The 22,724-nt window shown below is 35.6% G+C and carries 16 protein-coding genes; 14 read left to right on the top strand and 2 right to left on the bottom strand.

The window, feature by feature from the left end; genetic code table 11:
• Nucleotide 1: 1 nt before the first annotated feature.
• The 13 genes from LXM54_RS24760 to LXM54_RS24695 all read left to right on the top strand — a co-directional run bounded on the left by LXM54_RS24760 (nt 2) and on the right by LXM54_RS24695 (nt 18,265).
• Nucleotides 2-562 (top strand): hypothetical protein, encoded by a 561-nt coding sequence (locus tag LXM54_RS24760; RefSeq protein ID WP_233318579.1) that lies wholly within the window; start codon nt 2-4, stop codon nt 560-562.
• Nucleotides 555-1,640: a bifunctional lytic transglycosylase/C40 family peptidase gene (locus LXM54_RS28360; RefSeq protein WP_325169596.1), complete on the top strand. Its 1,086-nt coding sequence runs from the start codon at nt 555-557 to the stop codon at nt 1,638-1,640. The genes LXM54_RS24760 and LXM54_RS28360 overlap by 8 nt, the downstream gene beginning before the upstream one ends.
• Before the next feature lie 15 nt (nt 1,641-1,655).
• Nucleotides 1,656-2,471: a hypothetical protein gene (locus tag LXM54_RS24745; RefSeq protein WP_233318576.1), complete on the top strand. Its 816-nt coding sequence runs from the start codon at nt 1,656-1,658 to the stop codon at nt 2,469-2,471.
• A gap of 43 nt (nt 2,472-2,514) precedes the next feature.
• Nucleotides 2,515-2,967, top strand: a complete 453-nt coding sequence (locus tag LXM54_RS24740; RefSeq protein WP_233318574.1) for a hypothetical protein — start codon at nt 2,515-2,517, stop codon at nt 2,965-2,967.
• Nucleotides 2,968-3,416: 449 nt separating this feature from the next.
• Entirely contained in the window at nt 3,417-3,656 is a 240-nt protein-coding gene (locus tag LXM54_RS24735; protein WP_233318571.1) for a hypothetical protein, read from the top strand.
• Between the two features lie 5 nt (nt 3,657-3,661).
• A complete protein-coding gene (locus tag LXM54_RS24730) occupies nt 3,662-4,099 on the top strand; it encodes a hypothetical protein (RefSeq protein ID WP_233318570.1) in 438 nt (145 codons plus the stop codon).
• Nucleotides 4,100-4,135: 36 nt separating this feature from the next.
• On the top strand, nt 4,136-5,371 hold the full coding sequence (mobP2, locus tag LXM54_RS24725) for a MobP2 family relaxase (protein ID WP_233318567.1): 1,236 nt from the start codon (nt 4,136-4,138) through the stop codon (nt 5,369-5,371).
• Nucleotides 5,372-5,417: 46 nt separating this feature from the next.
• Nucleotides 5,418-6,776 carry a DUF3991 and TOPRIM domain-containing protein gene (locus LXM54_RS24720; protein ID WP_233318565.1) on the top strand — a complete coding sequence of 453 codons (1,359 nt, stop codon included), beginning with the start codon at nt 5,418-5,420 and terminating at the stop codon, nt 6,774-6,776.
• A 10-nt stretch (nt 6,777-6,786) separates the two neighbouring features.
• Entirely contained in the window at nt 6,787-7,284 is a 498-nt protein-coding gene (locus LXM54_RS24715; protein ID WP_233318563.1) for a macro domain-containing protein, read from the top strand.
• Nucleotides 7,285-7,345: 61 nt separating this feature from the next.
• Nucleotides 7,346-10,042, top strand: a complete 2,697-nt coding sequence (locus LXM54_RS24710) for a type IA DNA topoisomerase (RefSeq protein WP_233318561.1) — start codon at nt 7,346-7,348, stop codon at nt 10,040-10,042.
• Nucleotides 10,043-10,192: 150 nt separating this feature from the next.
• Entirely contained in the window at nt 10,193-11,134 is a 942-nt protein-coding gene (locus tag LXM54_RS28355; protein WP_233318560.1) for a Fic family protein, read from the top strand.
• 23 nt (nt 11,135-11,157) lie between these two features.
• Nucleotides 11,158-17,685, top strand: coding sequence for an SNF2-related protein (locus LXM54_RS24700; RefSeq protein WP_233318557.1), 6,528 nt, complete (start codon nt 11,158-11,160; stop codon nt 17,683-17,685).
• 58 nt (nt 17,686-17,743) lie between these two features.
• Entirely contained in the window at nt 17,744-18,265 is a 522-nt protein-coding gene (locus LXM54_RS24695) for a DUF4046 domain-containing protein (protein ID WP_233318556.1), read from the top strand.
• A gap of 15 nt (nt 18,266-18,280) precedes the next feature.
• On the opposite strand, the gene LXM54_RS24690 is transcribed toward LXM54_RS24695, so the two are convergent.
• Together LXM54_RS24690 and LXM54_RS24685 are read right to left on the bottom strand one after the other, a co-directional pair.
• A complete protein-coding gene (locus LXM54_RS24690) occupies nt 18,281-18,892 on the bottom strand; it encodes a S24 family peptidase (RefSeq protein ID WP_233318554.1) in 612 nt (203 codons plus the stop codon).
• A gap of 1,392 nt (nt 18,893-20,284) precedes the next feature.
• Nucleotides 20,285-21,175: a LysR family transcriptional regulator gene (locus LXM54_RS24685; RefSeq protein WP_233318552.1), complete on the bottom strand. Its 891-nt coding sequence runs from the start codon at nt 21,173-21,175 to the stop codon at nt 20,285-20,287.
• 155 nt (nt 21,176-21,330) lie between these two features.
• Between LXM54_RS24685 and thrC the strand changes: the two genes are divergently transcribed.
• Entirely contained in the window at nt 21,331-22,596 is a 1,266-nt protein-coding gene (gene thrC, locus LXM54_RS24680) for a threonine synthase (RefSeq protein ID WP_233318550.1), read from the top strand.
• Nucleotides 22,597-22,724: the final 128 nt, after the last annotated feature.

Here is a 22,724-nt window from a genome sequence, read left to right as displayed (position 1 = left end):
ATTGAATAATAGAAAGATAGTTGGGATTATTCTAGGCTTAGTCGTCGTCGGTTTTATTCTGTTTATCGCGATTAAAATGCAGATGGATAAACAACTAGAAAAAGCAGAAAGCTCCTTAATCATGGAGGATTCAACCAGCAAGGTACAGGAGGAAGAGAAGCCGAAATATGAGGAACAAGAAGATAAAACAGTGGAAGAAAGTAAAGCAAGGATACAAAAATTTATAGAAACGTACTATAGCTATGATTATAAAAATCCTTCTCAGCATCTTGAAAAATCGGAAGATTTTCTTACGCCTGACTTTTATAAAGAGTTAAAAATCATGGAAGAAAATGATATGAAACCTCCTGTCTTTGCTTATCGTGATGTAACCAATGTGGAAGTCATGGAAACAAAGAACGAGGAGATCATGGGGCAGTGGACAGCAGAAGTAACGGCAGACTTGTGGAATGAAAAGAAAGAAAAGATGAGTACCGTTCTAGTGGAGTTCACGCTCGATATAAAGAAGGACAAAATAGCCTATTTTACTGTAATCGGAAAGCGAATTGAGCAGTATGAGTAATGCCGTTAGTCAGGTGAATAATGCCGTAAAAAAGTTATTGCTGAAGAAACTTTTAGCAATTTTTTTTTCGTCTACAGGACTTATCGTCCTTCTAATTGCGCTGGTTCTAGTGATGGTTCTTGGTGCGGTTGCCAATCAAAATAAGTTTCCCATTTCGATTGATGGACCTTCCTCCATCAATGTGACTCCAGCCGTAGAAGCATACCGAGGAGTAGTGGATGAGGAATGCGCCAAAACCGAGATACCAAATTGTACGAATGTCATTTTGGCGATCATTATGCAGGAAACAGGAGGAAACCACTTGGATGTGATGCAGGCAAGTGAATCGCTTGGATTACCTCCAAATAGTATTCAAGATCCTGCCTATTCCATTGAAGTCGGAGTGAGTAATTTTGCCGCAACCTATGCGTTAGCGATGAAGGCAGAACAAAACATTTTAGAGACCGCCTTACAAGGTTATAACTATGGTTCTGGCTTTATTAGTTGGGCAATTGAACAGGATGGAGGATGGACCTATGAGAATGCGATTGAGTTTGCCAAAATTTATAGTGATGGCGTTCAAAGAGAGAACGGAACATGGAAATATGGCGATCAAAATTATATCGACAATGTAAAAAGATACATGGTAGCTAATGACGGAAGTGAGGAGGAAGGTACACCTTCCACTGGAGGAAATACCGTTATCGAAAAAGCCATTACGGCAGGTTCTAAGTATATCGGAAACTCTACCTATGTATTTGGTGGAGGGAGAAATAATTTAGATATTTTAAAGGGTTATTTTGATTGTAGTAGCTTTGTTTACTATGCGTTTAATCAAGCTGGTTTGCAGTTAGGGGATTTAACTTCTGTCACCACAGATACCCTTTTAACCAAAGGAACTAGGGTGAATTATTCCTCCATCAAACGGGGAGACTTAGTCTTTTTTGATACGTATAAAACGAATGGTCATGTCGGCATTTATTTGGGGAATGGCGAGTTTTTAGGAGCCCAATCAAGTAACGGAGTATCCATTGTGAAGATGTCTAATCCTTACTGGAAAAGCGTATTTAACGGAGTGGTAGTAAGAGTAACAAATTAAGAAGGTGAGAAGAATTTGTTTAAAATAAAGTTCAAAACACAAGGCGGAAAGTACAAATTGTTCGCGTCTATTTTGGTGGTTGTTTATGTGTTTTTTCTAACCAGTAGGATTACTTTACAGACTCCACAAGAAGAAAAAGACACGCCTTTACGAGAAGTAGTAAATAGCGATAATTATGAAATTGAAATAACCAGTAAAGAATTTTATACCGATCAAAATGTGTTAGAAGTGGACCTCATTATTGAGGAAAAAGCGTCTAATATCCTCAGCGATTTAGAAGTGGAAGTCAAAGAAAAGAGTAATGTGAAAGCAACGTACAAGACGGAATTAAACAAGATAAATAATGAATACTATGTACTCTTTATCAAAGGGTTGCCTTCCAAATGGGAGAGCGTATCCTTAGAGTTTTTCGACAAAAATAATAAAGCTTCTGTCCGTTCTACAGACAAAATGTATGTGGCAAAAGAGAAAGCGAAAGTGTTTGATACGTTCATCCAATATAGTAAAAATGATTACGTGGTAAAGCATACAAATGTACAAATAAGAGATGCAGAGAAAGCGATAAAAGAAGAAGAAAACAATATCAAAAAGGCGAAGAATAATAACTTAAAATATGATGCGCAACGTACGGCATTAGAAGATGAACTTGCCTATCAAACGGATACCGAAAAGGAAGAAACACAGTCTAAAATAAACGGGATAAAATCAAGTGTTAATGCATCAAACAATGCCATAAAAGAGAGTGAAGAATTAATAGAAGAATGGCAAGATAGAATTACTAAATTGAAGGAAAAAAAGGAAAAATTACTTCAAGAAGATGAACAGAAATAGGAAAAGAAATTCTAATAAGTAAATAGAAAAGGAGATTAATAAGATGGAAAATTACAGAGAAAACTTTATACAAGATCATGCTCCTTACATCAATGAAAACAGAGATACGGGTAAAAAAATAACATATTGTTATGCATTTAATTGGCATGGATTCACACATGATGGAGTCAAACATCAAGATTATAACTTTAATGTAGACATTCGTTTTGATACACATTTATTTGAAGAAGACCATACAGAAGATGCTGTTACCGATTTTTTGTCTGTATCTATTGATTTAGAAAAACAAGAGTTGAAAATAGAAAAAGATGATAATCCATTGTTTAAAAAGGTGCAAATTTTTTCTAGTGATTTAAGTCTTAATGGAGGTTTTTATCTTTCATTAAATGAAGAAGAAAGAAACGCACTCATTAAAGAATATTGCAAGCAAGTTAAAGAAAATCAAATAACATATGTAGATTTAACTGGTTCACCAATTGCCTTTTCATATAGGTAAAAGAGAGTGAGGGTACTAATAAAAAAATGGCCAAGCAGAATCACCAAGTTAAAAGAAATAAAGAAAGTATTGTTGCAAAAAGAGCAAGGAAACTAGAAAAATAGAAGCAAATGGAGCGTGGAAAATGTGTGTATTTTTCGCGTATTTTGTGTATTTCTGTAAAAGTGTGTAAAAAACAGTGAATTTTACACGAAAAACGTGTGTAAAAATGGCTAAAATCTGCACATTTGGAAAAAAACCTGTAACCTTAAAAAAACGAGTCGCACTGCGACTCCAACCATGAAATGGTTGCAGTTTTCCCTTATGCTCTTACTTTTTTTTCAGCCCCCAATTTCCAATTGGGGGCTGAAGTCTTTTGCATTCGCAAAAGACTTTCAAAAAAAGAAACGCTTTTTAAGCTAGTGGTCGATCAAAATGTTGTTCATTTATAAAAGAAAGGAGTGTTACTAATGGAATTAACCATTCATTATTTACCTGAAGATGTGAATCTAAAGTTAAAAGAAAAAGCGAAGAAAGCAAAGCTCTCCAAGAATGCTTATATCCTAAAATTATTAGAAACACATGTATTAGTGGATGAAGTGGAGGGGTTAAAAAAGACATATGAAGAAATCTTGCATTCTTCCTTAGCAATCATCGAAGAGAATACAAAGGTTATGGAAAAATTCATTGAGATTAATGAAGGAGGTTAGTATAGGTGACTACATTACATCGTTATAATATTGGACTGAAATCTTCTGAAAAATCACCTTATGGTAATCAATACTTGATGGAACAAATGGACAGGCTTCAATTAGATAAACCATCGGCAGCTATTGAAAAAATTTTTGAAGAACATGCCCTCATGAAACAACAATTGAACCAACAAGAAAATCTGGTGGAAGATATTTATCGAAGGTTAAAAAAAGATTTAGATGTGATTCGAGTGAGAACTGGTTATGCCGATAAAAATGCCAGGATAAATTTAGAGTTATGGAATGGTTACCTGATGGCAAATGATCAAACAGATTACATCACGACAGATGAATATTTAACGACTCCACTTCAGAAGGCACAACAAAAAGTAGAAGATAAGATTGCAGGTTATCAAGCTCAAAGAGTAGAAAGGGAGAAATTAAAAAATGAAAAGCAATGATAAGTTGGGTATTTCCTTTTTTAATCTGACAAGAATATGTCTAGTCCAGGAATTGTATTAGTCTCACAATATGCTTCAGGTTCTTCCGAAAAGTTTTCTAATTACGTGAACTACATCGATAGAAGTGAGGCAGTGAGAACAGAGAAGTTCACCAAATATAATCTGAATCAGTACGATGGTTATAACCAGTATATGGCTAACCCAAATAAGAGTAGGGGAATTTTTACTAAGAATAAAGATTCTTTAAACAGAAAAGAAAAAGAAGAGTTAAAAAAAATATTTGAAACAGCACAAGAAAATGAGTCCGTTATGTGGCAAGACGTCATCAGTTTCGATAATGTGTGGTTAGAAAAAAACGGTCTATATGATTCGAAATCAGGATGGGTACATGAAGGAGCTATCCAAAATGCTGTTAGGGAAGGTATGCAGACCGTTTTAAAAGAAGAAGGCATGGAGGAAAGTGGAGTTTGGTCGGCATCCATCCACTTTAATACCGATAACATTCATGTTCATATAGCGTTAGTAGAGCCGTATCCAACTAGAGAAATGGGAGTCTTCAAGGATAAGGAGACAGGAGAAGAATATACAGCTCGGCGTGGGAATAGAAAGAAAAAAACGTTAGATAAATTTAAAAGTAAAGTAGCGAATACCATACTAGATAGAGACAAGGAACTGGCGAAGATTTCGCATTTAATTCATAAAACGATAGCGCCTAAAGAATTATCTTTTCAACCGAACTTAAATACAAAGATGCTTCGAATGTATAACGACGTGTACAACAAATTACCGAACGATATGCGATTGTGGAAATACAATAACAACGCGTTAAACGACATAAGACCTGAACTAAACCAACTGATTTCTTTGTATATCGAACAGAATCATAAAGAAGATTTTCAAGAATTGGATCAAGCACTAATTGAAGAAATGAATTTTAGAAAAGAAGTATATGGTGCGGGAGATCAGGAGAAAGATAGATACAAAGAGTATCGAGATAATAAAATAAATGAACTGTACGCTAAATTAGGGAATACCATTCTAAGAGAAATGGCGGAAATAAAGAAAGAAGAAAGAGCGTCCAGTTATCCGAAAAATGGAGTTAGCAGGAAAGGCGATTATGGTTATAAAGGGGATAAGCAATATGGCTCCAAACCCATAATCAATCGTTCGGATATATACAAAATAAAGAAAGCCTTAGATGTAGATTATCAGAGTATCAAGAACAAACGAAAATATAGAGAGATGCAGCGACAAATAGAATATGAAAGATAAAGAAGCTTATTACAGATAGGCTTCTTTTTTTATTGGAGGGAGAATATTGGCGTTATTATCGGAAGCTGAAATTAGCCAGGCGGTGGCGGTTGATATTGTAGATTATTGTTTGGAACATGGATACCCACTTCAACAAAAAGGAAATCATTATTGGTTTGGCGTCGAACACGATAGTCTCGTGATTGATCGGTCTAAGAATTACTTCAGTTGGAATAGCCAAGGAATAAAAGGGAATTCTATTAAATTTGTTCAAACGTTTTTTAATCTTAGTTTTCGGGATGCGGTGAAAAGTTTAAATGAAAAAAACTATCAAAAAATGAGTGAAGTGGTGATTGAAAAACCGAAAGAATTTGTTTATGACTTGGAACACGATACGAATACGGCTGCTGTAGAAAACTATTTAGTGGAAGAAAGAAAAATAGATCAAGATATTGTTGAAGCGCTCATTGCAAAAGGGTTAATTAAGCAGGATAAAAAGAAAAACTGTGTCTTTGTTTGGGGAGCAACTGGTAGACGGGTTGGAGCTGACTTACAAGGAACTATTACTTCCAAACACTTAGGAAAACGGATGTCTTTTAAACAAATAAAAAGCAATTCCGAACCGAATTTCGGTTTTAATGTTTCTCTTGGTGTGCCGAAGGCAATCTATTTCTTTGAAGCACCGATTGATCTATTGAGTTATTGGTCCATGAACAAAGATTTAAAGAATTGTAGATTGATATCTATGAATGGTTTAAAAGAAAAAACCATCATGAATATGATAAAGCATACGTACTTAACGCGTGGAACGATGCCCGTACAAGGCATATATCTAGGGATTGATAATGATAAAGCGGCTCATAAGTTTATGGATAAGTTGAGAGAATTGAAATTTCAAGATAAGAATGGCCAGGAATTTCAATTTGAAAACCTAATACCCGATGACAGGTCCATACCGAGAGAATTCATTCCTATTTATCAGGCAGCAGCACAGATTTATGGTTTCGATTGGAAATGGTTGGCTGCCATTCATAAAGCAGAAACGAATCTTTCGGATACGAATGACATTGCCAACAACTATCAATATGGGAAGTTTTTTGGACAGGTGTTAAAGGGTGGGGAGTCTCCAAGTCTTATCGATTTAAAAACGACTATTCATCAATGTGCGCATGCCATTAAAGATAATATTCAAAAAGGAAAGATAGATGTAACCACTTTATTATATGACGAACAAGTTTCCTACACGAATCGAAAGTTAATGGAAAATAAAGTGAACTATTATTATGACGCTTACTCCGATTTAGGATATCTTCCATCTGATTTTATTGCGAAAGATTGGAATGAACGCTTAAAGGAAAATACAGAAAAACAACCAGTAATAGAAAAAGAGCCAGCCAAAAGAAAAGGACTGGAATATTCCAGATAAGGAGATAGAGATGATTCAATTTTTAGAGACGGATATAGTGAAAGTGGAAGCCGACGTTATCGTAAATGCTTCTAATGCCATTGGCTATATGGGTGGATTTGTAGGGAGATGGATTAAATTAAAAGGAGTGGCAGAGTCCATACATTATGTGGATTCTAGTATTGAAATGGCAGCTAAGAAAACCTGCCGTTCCAGAGAAGTAAAAGAAGGACACGTTTTTTTAACCGAAGCAGGGAAGTTGAAGTGTAAATATATTTTTCATGCGGTCACGATGGAAAATCCAGGGCAAAATTCTTCGCTTGAAGTCGTGGAAAAGTGTATCAAGCAAATTATTTCATTTGCAGAAGATTATCATTTTACAACTATTGCGGTTCCGTATTTAGGGTGTGGAACAGGGAGAGTGGATAAAGGAAAAGTTAGGGAGTTATATGAGTACCACTTTAAAAATCATCCTGAGATTACCTTTTTAATCGTCGATAAACCAGTCAAAAAACAAAATAGGTCGTAAATAAAATCCAAGCCACTGTTTTGGATTTTTTATTTTTGTATTCAAAGGGGAGAAGAAAAAGATGAAAACCTTAATTATTGCGGAAAAGCCAAAAGTAGCGCATGCCCTATTACAACTATCCCGTTTACGGGGTTCTCAAAAAGTGGAAGGTTCCATGCCTTATTATGGCTATTACGAAAATGAAGAGTATATTGTTTCTTGGTGTAGAGGGCATTTGTTAGAAGTCATGAATCCAGAAGAACACGATGAAAAATACCGATTATTTAACATTGAACATCTTCCTATCTTCTTAGACTTGAAATATAAGCCTGTAAAGGCTTCTGAGGAACAATTAGAGATATTGGTCCAATTGTTAAGGAGGAACGACGTAGACCACGTAATAAACGCTTGTGATGCAGATAAAGAAGGGGAGCTCATATTCAGGGAGGTATTTTTAGAAGCCAATGTTCAAAAGAGACTATCGAGGATTTTTAAATCTTCTCATGAAAAAGAAGAGCTAGAAGTGGCATTTAATCAACTGTTGCCTGGTGAAGATTTTGAATCTTTATGGCATGCGGCTAAGGCAAGACAGTACCTAGATCATTTATTAGGAATCACCATTACCAGAGGAAGTACCAGTAAATTAGCCAATAACCAGTTCTTATTGGCTTCTGGAAGAGTACAAATTGTTTTATTACAAGAAATTTATAAAAGAGAACAAGAAATTAAGCAATTCAAGGAAGGGAACTTTTATCACTTACTATTAGACTTAGAAAATAAACTGCAGGTGCAACTGAAAACAGAAAACCAGCAGTTAGATCCGAAGCCCTTACTCGATATGGGGAATCGATTGAAAGGGTCAAAGGTTACCATCACTTCCTTTGAGGAAAAAAATAAAAAAGCGAATCCGAAGCATTTATATAACTTATCGGATATATACAAGGAAGCAGAAAGCAAATTTAAAGTAGGGGCAATGGAAGTTAAAAAGCACATACAAACTTTATATGACGAGGGTTTTATTACGTATCCCCGTTCGGATAGTAGGCATTTACCTACTTCTAGGGTGGGAAATGTACTAGATGCCATCGATACACTTCAGCTAAATCCTGCTTATACCAAATTCATGAGTATGGTGGAACGTGAAAAGATAACCAGTAAACATAAGGCTTTTAATGATGAATTAGTAACGAGTCACTATGCGATTACACCGACATCGAAGCGTTATGCAGAGGAAGGCAAAGCACCATTAGAAAAAGACTTGTATGATATGATCGTCCAGCGTTTCTTGGGGGTATTTATGCCTTCTGCCACCTTCTTGGTTAGAAAATTAGTCGCAGAGGATGAATTAGGCAATGAATACGTGGCGAGTGAAAAAATACTAGTGGACCCTGGGTTTTTAGCCTGTTTTAAAGAAGAGATGGAAGATGATGTGCAGAAGGAGTTTACAATTCCTTCTCTCCATAACGGGGATTCTTTTATCATTGATTCTTTTTCTCTTAAAGAAGGAAAAATGAGAAGGCCATCCTTGTATACGGAGGCTTCCCTTTTAACATTTATGGAGAATGCAGGAAAACATATCGATGATGTGAATTTAAAAGAATTAATGAAGGGAAAACGGATCGGAACTCCTGCCACAGTAGAAACCTTTATTCCGAAGTTAGTAGGCAGAAAGTATATTCAAATGGATGGTAAGGGAAGGTTAACCACTACGGAGACTGGCGCGAAGTTTATCACGGTATTTCCATTTGAAAAAATTAAAAATCCAGCATTTACGGCAGAGTTAGAAGGAGAAATAGAATCCATCATCCGAAAAGAACTTTCGTTTGACGATTTAAAACAGAAAACAGATACACTAGCCATTGATATTGTGAAGGAATTAAAACAAGTTCCTCCCCATGTCACAGCGTCTTTTGTAAAGGAATGGAACAAACAAATAGAGATTTTTACGTGTCGCTGTAAGAAAGGGAAAATGGTGGATAAGGGGCGTTTTTATGCTTGTAGTAACTATCCCCAGTGTAAGGAAACGATACCGAAGGTAATAAAAGGGAAAGAACTCTCGGAAACACAATTAAAAAAACTAATGGAAACGGGAGAAACCGATCAGATTAAAGGATTTAAAAATGAAGAGAATACCTTTGATGCCGTTATTTATTTTGCGGAAAATGGGCAATTAAAAATGAAAAAATTCGTATTTGCCCAATGTCCCAAATGCCAGGATGGAGACATCATAAAAAGGGATGGAAACAAGGAGAAAGTCTTTTTTAGTTGCAGTAACTACAAAAATGGATGCACGTTTTCCTTGCCTGCGATGATAAAAGAGAAAAAAATCCCTGACAGTCAAATAAAAAAATTACTCACGAAAAAGAGTACGGATTTCATTTCTGGTTTTGTATCGGATCAGGGAAAAGAATTTACTGCCCGAATCATCCTAAAACCTGATTTCTCCCTACAGATGGCTTTTCCTACGATTGATGATCGAACACTTGGGAAATGCCCATTGTGTGGAGAAAGAGTACTTGTCGGAAAACAATACTATTTATGTGAAAAATATAAAGATACCTGTGATTTTATCTTATCACCAAGCATTTTAGGGAAGAAAATCCCTTCTAGTCAAATAGCAAAACTATTAGATAAGAACATAACAGATACGATTAAAGGGTTTAAAAAGAAAGACAAAGAAGGGGAAACGTTTGATGCTAAATTGTCCTATGACAAAGAAAATAAGCGCGTTGCTTTTGTCTTTGAAAAAAAGAAAGGTTTCCCTAAAAAGACCTCCTAAATGAGTAGAAGGTCTTTTTGTTTGCCCTAAAGGAGGTGATACATTCTTTTTAGTATCATTAATTGACAGATATAGGTTTTAATGATATTTTAAAAGTATCATTAATTATATGTATCAGAATTTAATGATACTTTTAAAGAGGTGAAGATCGTGCAATACTTTTCAACAAATGATGCTTTTGAGATTGTAAAAGCCGAAGGATTACTGTCCAATATTCAAGTGTTCAGAAGGTATTTACAGGATGACCAGATTCCTGGTGCCTTTCAACTTTCCAAAAAGGAAGGGTGGAAAATACCCGAAGATAGTCTTTATCATTTCCTTATTAAGCGAAAAGGGAAAGAAAATATTCAGACTAACTTTATACAAAGAAGCTTTTATCGGCTGAAAGAGGAGTTACCTGAAGAATATGTACAAGATGTTTTAGTACGTCTAGCCCATCATTCTTCAGCTTTAGAAGGGAATTCCATTAGCTTGGCTGATACCGTTTCTATTATTTTGTATGGGAAGGTTCCAAGAGCATTAGACAAACGAGAACTACTTGAAGTGGATAATCATATAGAGGCATGGGAGCTTGTGTTAGATAGCGTCCAAAGAGAAGAACCACTGGATATAAATAAGATATTGGCCATACATGAACGCTTAATGAATAAGCTCTTGCAAGATAAAGGAGCGTTTAAGACATTGGATAATAGGATTGTAGGGGCAGATTTTCAAACGACATCCTTTCAACAAACACCCTATTTTATGAAACAGTGGGTAGACAATGTATCCTGGATGCTTCCTAAAGCAAGCAGCAAAACGGAAATTATCCGTATGGTGGGTAATTTTCATATCCAATTTGAACGAATTCATCCATTTTCCGATGGAAATGGAAGAACAGGGCGCTTATTAATGAATTACTCGTTGGTTCAAAACGGTATTGTTCCACTCATTTTGGAAGGGAACGATCGAGCAACCTATATAGACATTCTTTCTACACAAGATATGGATAATTTCATGGAATTGGCGATGCCATTAATCGAAAAAGAAGAAGCGCGACTAAAGAAGTTCCAACAGAAAGAAAAGATGAAAATAGAGTTAAATGATTCGTAGAAAACTTACAATGGAGTGAATGATTGTTGAAATTACAGACCATCTATGAAAATACGCTAAAGAAAATAGGGAGTAATAAAGAAGAATGGATGAAGTTTTTATCCTTTGCTTCGAGAATACATAAATATCCCTTTGATCAAGCGGTGTTAGTGTACGCCCAAAATGAAGAAACCACGATGCTTGCGTCTAAAGAGATATGGAATAAGTTTAAAAGGCAGGTAAAGCCAGAGTCAAAGGCTGTTCAAGTTATTAAGTATGAAAACGGAAATAAAATGGTGGAACATTTATTTGACCTTTCGCAAACAGATGGTCCCACTCTATCCCTGCCGATATGGGCGATACAAGATTTTGAAAAAGAGTTTATTGCCCAAGGATTATCGAAAGATAATCTATCGATTGAGGATAGCCTAGATACGTACACGCAAAAAATTGTCAGTAACTTATATCTTAGTATTGAAGACCATGTGGAACAGACCTTTCAGGGGGCTGGAGAGCGGGAACAGGCTATTTACCTTCATTCCCTATTCGATTTTGTGGTCAAAAGTACACAATATGCGGTCCGAGAAAAAAGTGGGTTGGAGAATGGTGACTTTGACCATTCTTTCCTCGAAAATATAAATAGCCTATCTAAAATGAGTGTCGTGGGATATTTAATCAATCAAAGCACCAAAAGTGTCATGAGTGAAGTAGCTAATTTGAAAAAGAATTATATTTTGAGAAATGGGAGAGATAACAATGAACTTAAGCTATCAGAAGAAAGAGGACGGGCTTCTTTATCCAAACATCGAACAGAGCAACAACGCAGCACACGACGAGCAGAAATTGGGGAGATACGGGAAACTAGCCATGAATTACCTACAAGAGAAGAATCCGATAAGATTCATGGAGCTACAAATGAACGGAACCTTGATGGAGACCATGCACCTAGTGGATCAACAAGCGAAAGAGAGAATAATCGACTTGATGATGGAATTAGAGAAGCGTCATCCCCTGCCGAAGACAGACGACATTCTTCAGCGAACGAGCCACAAAAACCAATTGAAAAATCAAGCCGAGGAAATCGTTCTTCAGGAGATCGTATATCAAGTGAAGTAAAACAAAATAGCCAAACAGTAGAACCTGTCGCAGAAGAGACAGGTTCTTTTCTTTCTTCCAAACCTGTTTCTAATAACATACAGCTAGATCTTTTTAATGATTGGGATTCTGTAGGGGAAGTGGAAAATACAGTAGATAACCCATTAAAGGAGGCTGCCGAAATAGAAAAGGCTGAAATGGACCGTATTATAGGTAGAGGTTCAGGTTTTCAGTCAGGAAAATATCGGATTGTAGAATTCTTTTCTCATTCACCTTCTAATAAAGAAGCAGAAAAGTTTTTAAAAGAGGAATATGGAATTGGTGGCTGGAGTGATGGTCCTAATTTTGTCCAATATGACACTAAGGGATTAGAAATACGAGGGAAAGAGTCCAGTAAACATTTTACGTGGTCGAAAATGGTGGAACAAATAAAGGAACGGATAAACCAGGATCTTTATTTAACAGACAAGGAAAAAATAGCCTATCAGAATTGGATGGAAGAAAAGAAGAAGGATAAAGAAAAGGAAGAAGCCCCATCCATTGAGAAAAACCAAGTAGAAGAAAACATCCAGGATGTTGAAGTACCTGAAGTCATTTCGGTGCAAAATTATCGTTTTGATCAGTCAACGGATCAATATGTAAACGGAGAGAAGAGTAAATTTAAAAATAATATGGCGGCTATTCGACTGTTAAAACAGTTAGAAAAGAACAAAGCAATTCCTACTCCTGCAGAACAAAAGATTCTAGCGAAGTATGTGGGATGGGGCGGACTAGCCAATGTGTTTTCTCCCGATCATGAGAAATGGAAACTAGAATACAGCGAATTAAAAGCCTTATTAACCGAAAGAGAGTATCAAGAAGCATTAGAAAGTACGATTACAGCTTATTATACCGATCCATTACTCATTGAAACGATGTATGAGGGATTAAAAGGTTTCGGCTTTACTGGTGGTAAAATTTTAGATCCTGCGATGGGAACGGGGAATTTCTTTTCGGTCCTACCAGAAGATATGGCTCCTCAATCCCAATTAACGGGTGTAGAGCTAGATAGTATTACAGGAAGAATCGCCACCTATCTTTATCCGCATGCCGATGTTCAGGTGAAAGGCTATGAAACCACGACTTTTAAAGACAATGAATTTGACGTTGTTTTAGGAAATATCCCTTTTAATAATGTGAAAGTCTTGGATTCTCGGTATGATAAATCCAATTTCTTAATCCATGATTACTTTATTGCGAAGTCATTAGATGTAGTGAAGCCAGGGGGCATTGTAGCCGTTATTACATCGAAGGGAACATTAGATAAGGCAGATTCTCAAGTAAGAGAATACTTATCTGAAAGAAGTGAATTGCTTGGTGCCGTCCGATTACCGAACAATGCGTTTAAATCCATTGCGGGTACGGAAGTCACAACGGATATTCTGTTTTTGAAAAAGAAAGAGAACGGAAAATCAAAGGAGAAAGCTAATTGGTTAGAAAGTAAATGGGACCCAACGGGCTCCTTCCATCTAAATGAGTATTTTATGAAGAATCCACACATGATTTTAGGGGAAATGGTAGTCGATGGTTATTATAATGGAGGGCTACAAACGACTTGTAAACCAAAGGAAGGACAAGACTTATTGCCTGCCTTAAAACAAGCGATTGCTTCGATAGAAGGTTCCTTTTCCGCAGAAAAAGACCTACTAGAGCAAAAAGAAGTGGAAATTGTAACCGAGCAAAAAATACTAGAAGCTCCTGCAGGAATAAAGAATTTCACGTATGTGGTACAAGATAACCAATTGTACTACTGTGAGCATAATAAACTGATTCCCCAACAGTTAAAGCCGAAAGAGACGGATCGAATTGTTGGAATGTCAGATATTCGAGATCAGGTATTAAAAGTAATCGAGATACAATCATCTCCTTATCAAGAAGAAGTATTAAAAGAACAACAACAACAGTTGAATGATATTTACGATCGATTTGTGCAAAAGTATGGCTATATTAACGATCGAGTCAATCAAAGAGCCTTTTTTGAGGATGATCAATTGCCCTTGCTTTTATCCTTAGAGGAAGCAGAAGCCGACAAAAGTTATCGTAAAGCTGCCATTTTTCATAAGGCAACGATTAGACCGCAAATAGAAAAGGAATTTGCGGAAAATGCACAAGAAGCGCTGGAGATGTCTATTAATAAAAACATGGTTGTGGACTTAACCTATATGTCCAACATATCCAATCTGTCAGCAGAACAGTTAATCCAGGAGTTAGGGAGTAAGATCTTTTTAAATCCTCAATCCTATACGGGAGACCTTCAGCAAGGATGGGAAATAAAAGATGACTATTTGACAGGAAACGTCCATGATAAGTTAATTTACGCTAGATTAATGGCGAAAGAATATCCAGAACTCTTTACTCGAAATGTCACGGCATTAGAAGATGTGCAACCAGCAAGGTTGTTGCCTGGGGATATTCATTTTAGAATCGGTTCTCCGTGGATTCCACAAAAGTATTATCAAGAATTTATGTATGAGTTGTTTGGCACTAGGACCTATCTTCAAAATAGAAATCATGGTATCCACTTAAAGTATTTCTCCTTTTCGAATACATGGAAAGTAGAAAATAAGAATGCCGAAATGCAGTCCGTCAAAGTAAATTCTGTGTTTGGTACGAAGCGAAGAAACGCTTATCAAATATACGAAGATTGCTTGAATTTACAAGATAGTACCGTGAGAGATGCGGAAAGGTACCACGATGCGAGTGGTACCGAACAAACCAAGTACGTCGTCAATCCAAAAGAAACGATGATTGCGCGAACCAAGCAGCAACAAGTGCAAGAAGCCTTTTCCAATTGGTTATTTAAAGAGCCTGCCAGATCGGAAGAATTATTAACGATATACAATGAGCGATTTAATGTGATTCGTCCTCGTGTGTATGATGGGGAACATTTAGAGTTTCCAGGTATGAATCAAGAAATGCAGTTAAGAAGTCACCAAAAGAATGTAGTCGCTCGTATTCTTTCCACAGGTAGGGCACTCATGGCTCATGAAGTAGGAGCTGGGAAGACAGCAGCTATGATTGCTTCCGCCATGAAATTAAAACAAATAGGATCTGTCAACAAGCCGATGTTTGTGGTGATGAACCATACGATTGATCAGTGGGCAAACGAGATATTACGTTTTTATCCTGGAGCGAAGGTATTAATCGCTACCAAGAAGGATTTTGAAAAGAAAAACAGGCAAAAGTTTGTGTCCAAAATAGCCACAGGGAACTACGATGCGGTCATTATTGGGCATAGTCAGTTTGAAAAAATACCAATCTCGAAAGAGAGACAAGAACAGAATTTACGAAAAGAAATAAATAGTACCACTTACGCCATCCAGCAGGCGAAAAAAGAGGAAGGAAATAACTGGAGCGTCAAGCAACTCGTCATTTTCCAAAAAAACTTAGAGAATCGATTAACTAAATTAGCAAATGAAAAGAAAAAAGATGATGTCATTGATTTTGAAGATTTGGGTGTTGATTGTTTATTTGTGGATGAAGCGCATGTCTATAAAAATTTGCATACTGTGACTAAATTAAAGAATGTTGCAGGAATAGGGACTTCCAGTAGTCAGCGGGCAACCGATATGAAAATGAAGTGTGAGTATCTACAAGAAAAAAACCAAGGCAGAGGGGTCATATTTGCGACAGGAACGCCTATCACCAATAGTATGTCTGAGTTTTATGTGATGCAACGCTTTTTACAACCCGATCAATTACAACGGGCAGGACTTGAATTCTTTGATAATTGGGCTGGAACATTTGGTGAAGTAGAGTCTACGCTTGAAATGACACCCGAAGGTGGCGGGTACAGAATGCGCTCTCGCTTTGCGAAGTTTCATAATTTGCCTGAGTTAATGACCATGTTTAACAGTGTCGCAGATATTCAGACTGCAGAAATGTTAAACCTTCCTGTACCAGCCTTAAAGGATGGAAAAGCACAGATCATCGTGTCGGAGTGTTCGGATTTCCAAAAACAAATGATGGATGATTTTGTAGTACGGTCTGAAGCAATCCGAGAAGGCTCCGTTGATCCTGTTATCGACAATATGTTGAAACTAACGCATGAAGCAAAATTAATGGCCATTGATCCGAGACTCGTTGACGAATCGGCACCAATTAATGAATTCTCTAAAATCAATAAATGTATCGAGAATGTTCATAGTATATGGGAAGAGACGAAAGAAGCTAAATCGACGCAAATGATCTTTTGTGATTCAGGTACACCGAAACCGAATAAGTTTAATGTGTATGACGAAATTAAAAGTCAGTTAATCCAAAAAGGAATACCTGCAGAAGGGATTGCTTTTATTCATGATGCTAAAACAGATGTACAAAGGGATACGATGTTTGGTAAAATGCGTCGCGGTGAGATACGCGTCTTACTTGGAAGTACTAGCAAAGTAGGAACGGGTACGAATGTTCAAGATAAATTAATAGCAGGTCACCACATTGATTGTCCGTGGAGACCTGCCGATCTCACCCAACGAGATGGACGAATTGTGAGACAAGGAAATGAAAATAAAGAAGTTCAAATCTATCGTTATGTGACGAAAGGCACTTTTGACGGGTACCTTTGGCAAATTCAGGAGCAAAAACTACGTTATATTTCACAAGTCATGACAGGGAAGAATATCTCCCGTTCTTGTGATGATACAGATGAAACGGTATTAACAGCTGCAGAAGTAAAAGCCATTGCCACCGATAATCCGTTATTGTTAGAAAAGATGAACCTCGATAATGAAGTCAATCGCTTGAAACTGGTTAAAAATAGATGGTTGAATGAAAAGACTGTGATGGAAAATAATTTAAATAAGGTACTTCCGTTAAGACTAGAGAATTATAAAGAAAGAATTTCTAACATTCAGGCAGATATAGATACCACGAATCGTTATGAAGAAGGCTTTAAGATGACGTTAAAAGGAGTAACCTTTACCGACGAAAAAGAGGCGGGAATTCAGTTAAAAGAGCTGGTGAAAGTAAGTCCAATCCGTTCGGAGAAAAACGTAGTAATCGGTGCATATAAAGGGTTAGATGTAACAATTCATAAAAATGTTTTCGATGAAATTTTAATTGGCTTGGAAGGAAAAAGTAATCATGAAGTTCGTTTCCTGAAGGATGAGAAAGGAAATATTTTACGACTTACCAATTCCTTGTATGACTATCCGAAGAAAATTGCTGAGTTAGAAAATGACATGAGCACAACTAAAGAGCAAATGGAAGCCATAGCAGCTGAATTACAAGTGCCTTTCCAGTTGGAAGAGGAATTAAGCCAGCTGTTAAACCAACAGACCGAAATAAACTTAAAAATGGAATTTGAAAAAGAACTAAAAGTGGAGGAAGAAAGAGAAAATAGTGAAAGTATTCCTTCCAAAGAGGACACTTTTACCATAGAGATTATCGATTCCCCTACGAAACCGAAATCGAAAAGAGCATTACTTGGTTTAGAAAGATAAAGTCTAAGAAGAGACCTACCTGTGTAGGTTCTCTTTTTTTTAGGGAGGTAAAGAGTAAGTGACTATCTTAAACACGTATGAGAACTTATTGAAAGGGAAGCTGAAACGGTTTCCTAAGGGAACATGGAGTAGCCTTCCAGAAGAAAACAAAGCGCTATTTAAACGCTTAATTCGATTTGCCATACTAGATTATTATAAATGGGATAAAGAAGTGTTTTGTTTGAAATTTTGTTTGAAAGTCATTATTACATTAAAATTAAATACAGGATTTTGTAAGACATACAATCGTAATATTTTTCCTATGATTGAAGAATGTTTTCCAGAGTTTCACATACAACCTTGGGATTTAACTATTGTACATGCCCCAAAGCATTATTGGACGCGGGAAAAAGCAATACTAGCTACAAAATGGTTAATTGATAAGGAGTTGAAGTGGGATTTAGAAAAGGTGAATAACGAAATAACCAATCTACACTTTATACAACATAATCTGGGAGGGTTATTAAAGTGCCTAGATGTAGGCGCTAAAATGTTAGTAAAGGAAACCTATCCTACTTATCATTGGAACAGAAAAGAGTAGATGTGGATCTACTCTTTAATATTGCCTGTATAGACTAATCATCTTACCTAAAATTTCTATTTTATTCTTGGCAAAATAGTCCACCTTCTCAATGGAAGGTTGAAGAGAAATATGACTTCGATTTCTACTCGTTAGTTTTCTACAATATTCCTGATCGTTTACCTTTAGCATGAACATATCTCCAGCCTCAGGGCGAGTAGATGTACTTATTAATATGACATCTCCATAGCAAACCCCTAAGTGAACTAAATTTGTTTCTTCTACTTTATGTAAGGTTAATGAATCTAAAGGATAATTATATTTGATATGTCGAGGAAGTGGATAATATTCATTGGAATTGTTTAATACCAAGGACTCTCCTACATTATTATTATTATCATCTTCTTTTTTTACACCAATTAAATCATAGGACTTTTGTTTTAACTCGATTGTTCTCATGGTAGAAGGGCTTTGTTGAATATATCCCTTCTCTATTAAATAGTATAATTGCTTGTGAATACTTGCTGGAGCTACTATTCCTATTTGATAGCCAATTTCTTTTTGTGTAGGTGGATATCCATTTTCACAAGAGTAGTCATAAATATACTGTATAACTTTTTTTATGCTTTTTTCGTCTAAATAAAACAAACTATCTCCAACCTTCTATATATGTGTAAAAATGTAAAAAAAATAAAACAATATACCTATATTGTTTATATAAAAGAAAACATTAATCAATAATATTAGATTAAGTCTACGTATTCAATGTTTTTATCTTCATATTATCACAATTTCTTTTGAAATATTAAAGTAATAAAAAACACTGTGTGTAGAGCGTTTTTTGTTAGTTGAATTTCCTTCAGGCAGTACATTTTTTAATATTTGTTTCCTTTGAGATAGGGGAAAACCCATAACTTTTACATTACTGCTAATTTCGCAGAGTTAGCTTTAACAGAAGGAATGGCTCGTATCGCATATGTATATGTATATGAACCGAATATGAATACTTGGAAGCGTGGGATCAAGAGGCAAAAGACGAGAAATTGAATATTTGGAGCGTAGATAGCTACGTAAGAGAGAAAGGTTTTGATATGTCCGTCATGCAATAAAGAAAGTTAGGAAGAGTCAAAAATACAAAGTAGAAACTAATTAGATAGTTGCTTCTATTCTTATTAAAATTAGCAGTGGCTTTCTAACTACAGAATGTTGAAGTATAAATATTCTACCAAAGCAAGAATAGCCATGGATTGTCCATAAGGCATGCCAGTTATAGGAATTTCTTTATAGTAATTGAGTGTTTCGCCCATCGCTGTTCCGGAAGATACATGCTGTAGTTCGCCTTTGTATAAATAACATTCATCTTCTATATTAGTAGCTATGTTACTTATTAAATAGCCTCCTTAAAGGTGTACCAAGACCCTGGTGCACCTGTTTTTGCATAGAAAGAATACTTATAAGAGAAGCATGCGGCTACATATATTGGATATCTAAAAGTGAAATCCCCATCAAATAATGATGGGTTTATTTAATCCTATAAATAAGAAAATTTTGTCTAACAAGGAATATTGAATTTGTATAAGGATCTACTATTTCTAATAAGCCATTCTCATGATTAAAGAGCTTATTGGCTGTTGATATATATCTATTTTTAATTTTTCCTAGTCCTCCTTTACTTGTTATAAAGGGAAGTTGATTAAGAAAGTCTAAAAGGCTCCCAGATATAGTAACGTAAATATAAGCTAAACATAAGATGGAATTTGCTCGTAAGTAAATCATATTAAACTTATCAGTAGATAAGTATTTAGGAGCAAAAAATCTAAATCTTGTTTATTTTAAATACAAGATGATGATTATTTATTTTTGTTTTGCTCTGGCACTAACTTGGCAGTGTACTTTAATAAATATATAGTAAATAAAACAATGTATTAAAAAACAAGGATCAGATAATCAAATTACACGAAATTGTGTTCCGTTCTGACAAGATAACATATAATCCCCACTAGTATGCTAGTGGGGATTATATAAGTCATATTAATAAGATCAAGTATCTTCGTGGTTAAAAACTATCTCTAACAAGTTATGTGCAGGTTGTAAGAGAGTATCATTTTTTCTTGTACATAAAGAGATCGGGTTTTTTAATTTAATCCCATCTATATTAACTTTTGCTACTTCTCCACGTTCTATATACTCCTTTACTTCAAGAGAGGAAACAAATGATACTCCGTAACCTTCAATCACCGTTCTAATGGTTTCATTTAATCCATTAATCTGTAATCCAATGATTGGTTCCTGTATATTGTTCATTTTACATAGCGACACTAACTGTTCTCTTGAAAAGCTTCCTTCTTCTCTAAAGACAAAAGGCTCTTTTACAATTTCAGCTAATGTAATGTTTTTGGATGCAAACTTATGATCTTTATGTACTACAAACAACATATCATCTTCAAATAACTCTGTACTACTAATGAGTAGATTAAACTCTTTTCTTCCACCAATGAAAGCAACTTCTGCTTCATAATTGATTAGTTGCTCTATTGCTCTTCGTGAATTAGTAGTCGTTAATTCCACTTCAACATCAGGATATTTTTGTTTATAACGGCCAATCCATTTTGGCAATACAAAATTTGCGGGAAGATAAGTTGCTACAATACGTAGCTTTCCAATAGAACCATTTTTATAATGATCAATAAAATCTTCCACTTCTTCTTCAAGTGAAAACAATCTTTTTGCTTGCTTAGAAAGATGACGGCCAGCCTCGGTTAATAAGATACCTCTCCCCTTGGGAGCTAATAACAATAACCCGATCTCTTGTTCAAATTTTTTTATTTGAGCTGTTACAGCAGGCTGACTTATATTTAGTTCTTCAGCAGCACGGGTAACATTTCCTTTTTCGGCAACCATATGGAATAGTCGAAATGCATGAAGATTCATTCTTTCATCACTCCATTCATAAATTTAAGCTATGAATACTAAAAAAATATATATTAGATTTATTAGAAACTTTTCTCTATTCTAAAATTGTAAAAGATAATTATCAAGAAATTTATTTTTAGAGAGGTGAGAGGGCATTAAGAGCCCTGAAAATAATGAGATTAGTATGTATTGATTGTGGTGAAAAATTATTATCCGGTATTTTAAAATATAATTGTAAGTGTGGTGGATTATTTGATGTAGTACACGATTTTAATAAATATGATACCGAATTATTGAAAAGATTGTTTACGGAACGGCTTTCAGAACGGATGACTCCTTTTGCTAGTGGAGTGTGGAGATACAAAGAACTAATTGCCCCTGAATTACCAAATGACTGTATCGTTACAAAATATGAAGGGAATACAGGACTCTACTCTTCTGAATTATTACAAAAGTATACCGGGGTAAGAAAATTATATGTAAAAGCACAAAGTGAGAACCCTAGTGGTTCATTTAAAGATAATGGGATGACTGTAGCTGTTTCTCATGGTAAATCATTAGGATATAAGAAGTTCACATGTACCTCAACTGGAAATACCTCATCTTCATTGGCTATGTATGCTTCCATTACTGGTGCAGATTCCTATGTATTTGTTCCTAATAAAGACGTTTCCTTAAATAAAGTACTACAGACCTTGGCATATGGCGCAAAAGTATTTAGAGTGGAAGGAAATTATGATGATGGGATTCAGTTTTTAGAGAAGTATAGTAGTGATCTGGGTCTATATATTTGTAACTCTGTTAATCCATTCCGAATTGAAGGACAAAAAAGTATTATTTATGAAGTAGCTCAATATTTAAACTGGAAGTTACCAGAATGGATTATCGTACCCGGAGGTGCTTTAAGTAACGCAACAGCATTAGGTAAAGGATTGCAGGATTTGTTTACGCTTGGATTTATAGATAAAATGCCGAAAGTGGCAGTTGTTCAGGCGGAGGGAGCAAGTCCATTTCATAAAATGTTCATTCAAAAAAAACATGAACTTACCCCTGAGCGTTTCCCATACACTCGTGCTTCTGCCTTAAATATTGGTAACCCACCTAGTTGGAAAAAAGCTCTAAAAACGTTAACACAAACAAAAGGAGTTTCCATTTCAGTAACAGATGAAGAAATTCTTGACGCAAAAGCTGTAATTGACAAATGTGGCATTGGGTGTGAACCCGCGTCAGCAGCAACTATTGCAGGACTTCGTAATTTAATTTCACAGAAAGTGATAGATAAAGACGAATCGATACTATGTATTTTAACGGGAAATATTTTAAAGGATACAGAGGTCTTGAATTATTATCATTCCAGTGAAAGTGCTACTTCAACTTTTAAAAACACGTTACAGGATGTTGTTTTATCATATAATAATATTAAAGATTTTGTTGTATAGTGTATTCATAAATAATTGAAAGACCTTTTCTTATTAAACAACCGTGGCAGTATTCCTGAAATAAAGAGTAGTTTATATTTAAGGAGCATTCCATGAAGGGGGTAAATGCTTTTTTCTGTGGCACTAAC

Origin of the sequence: Bacillus sp. Au-Bac7 (genome assembly GCF_021341655.1) — a bacterium.
Classification (GTDB): Bacteria; Bacillota; Bacilli; order Bacillales; family Cytobacillaceae; genus Niallia.
Note: the sequence above shows the minus strand (reverse complement) of the source record. Positions and strands in the feature narration are given on the sequence as shown.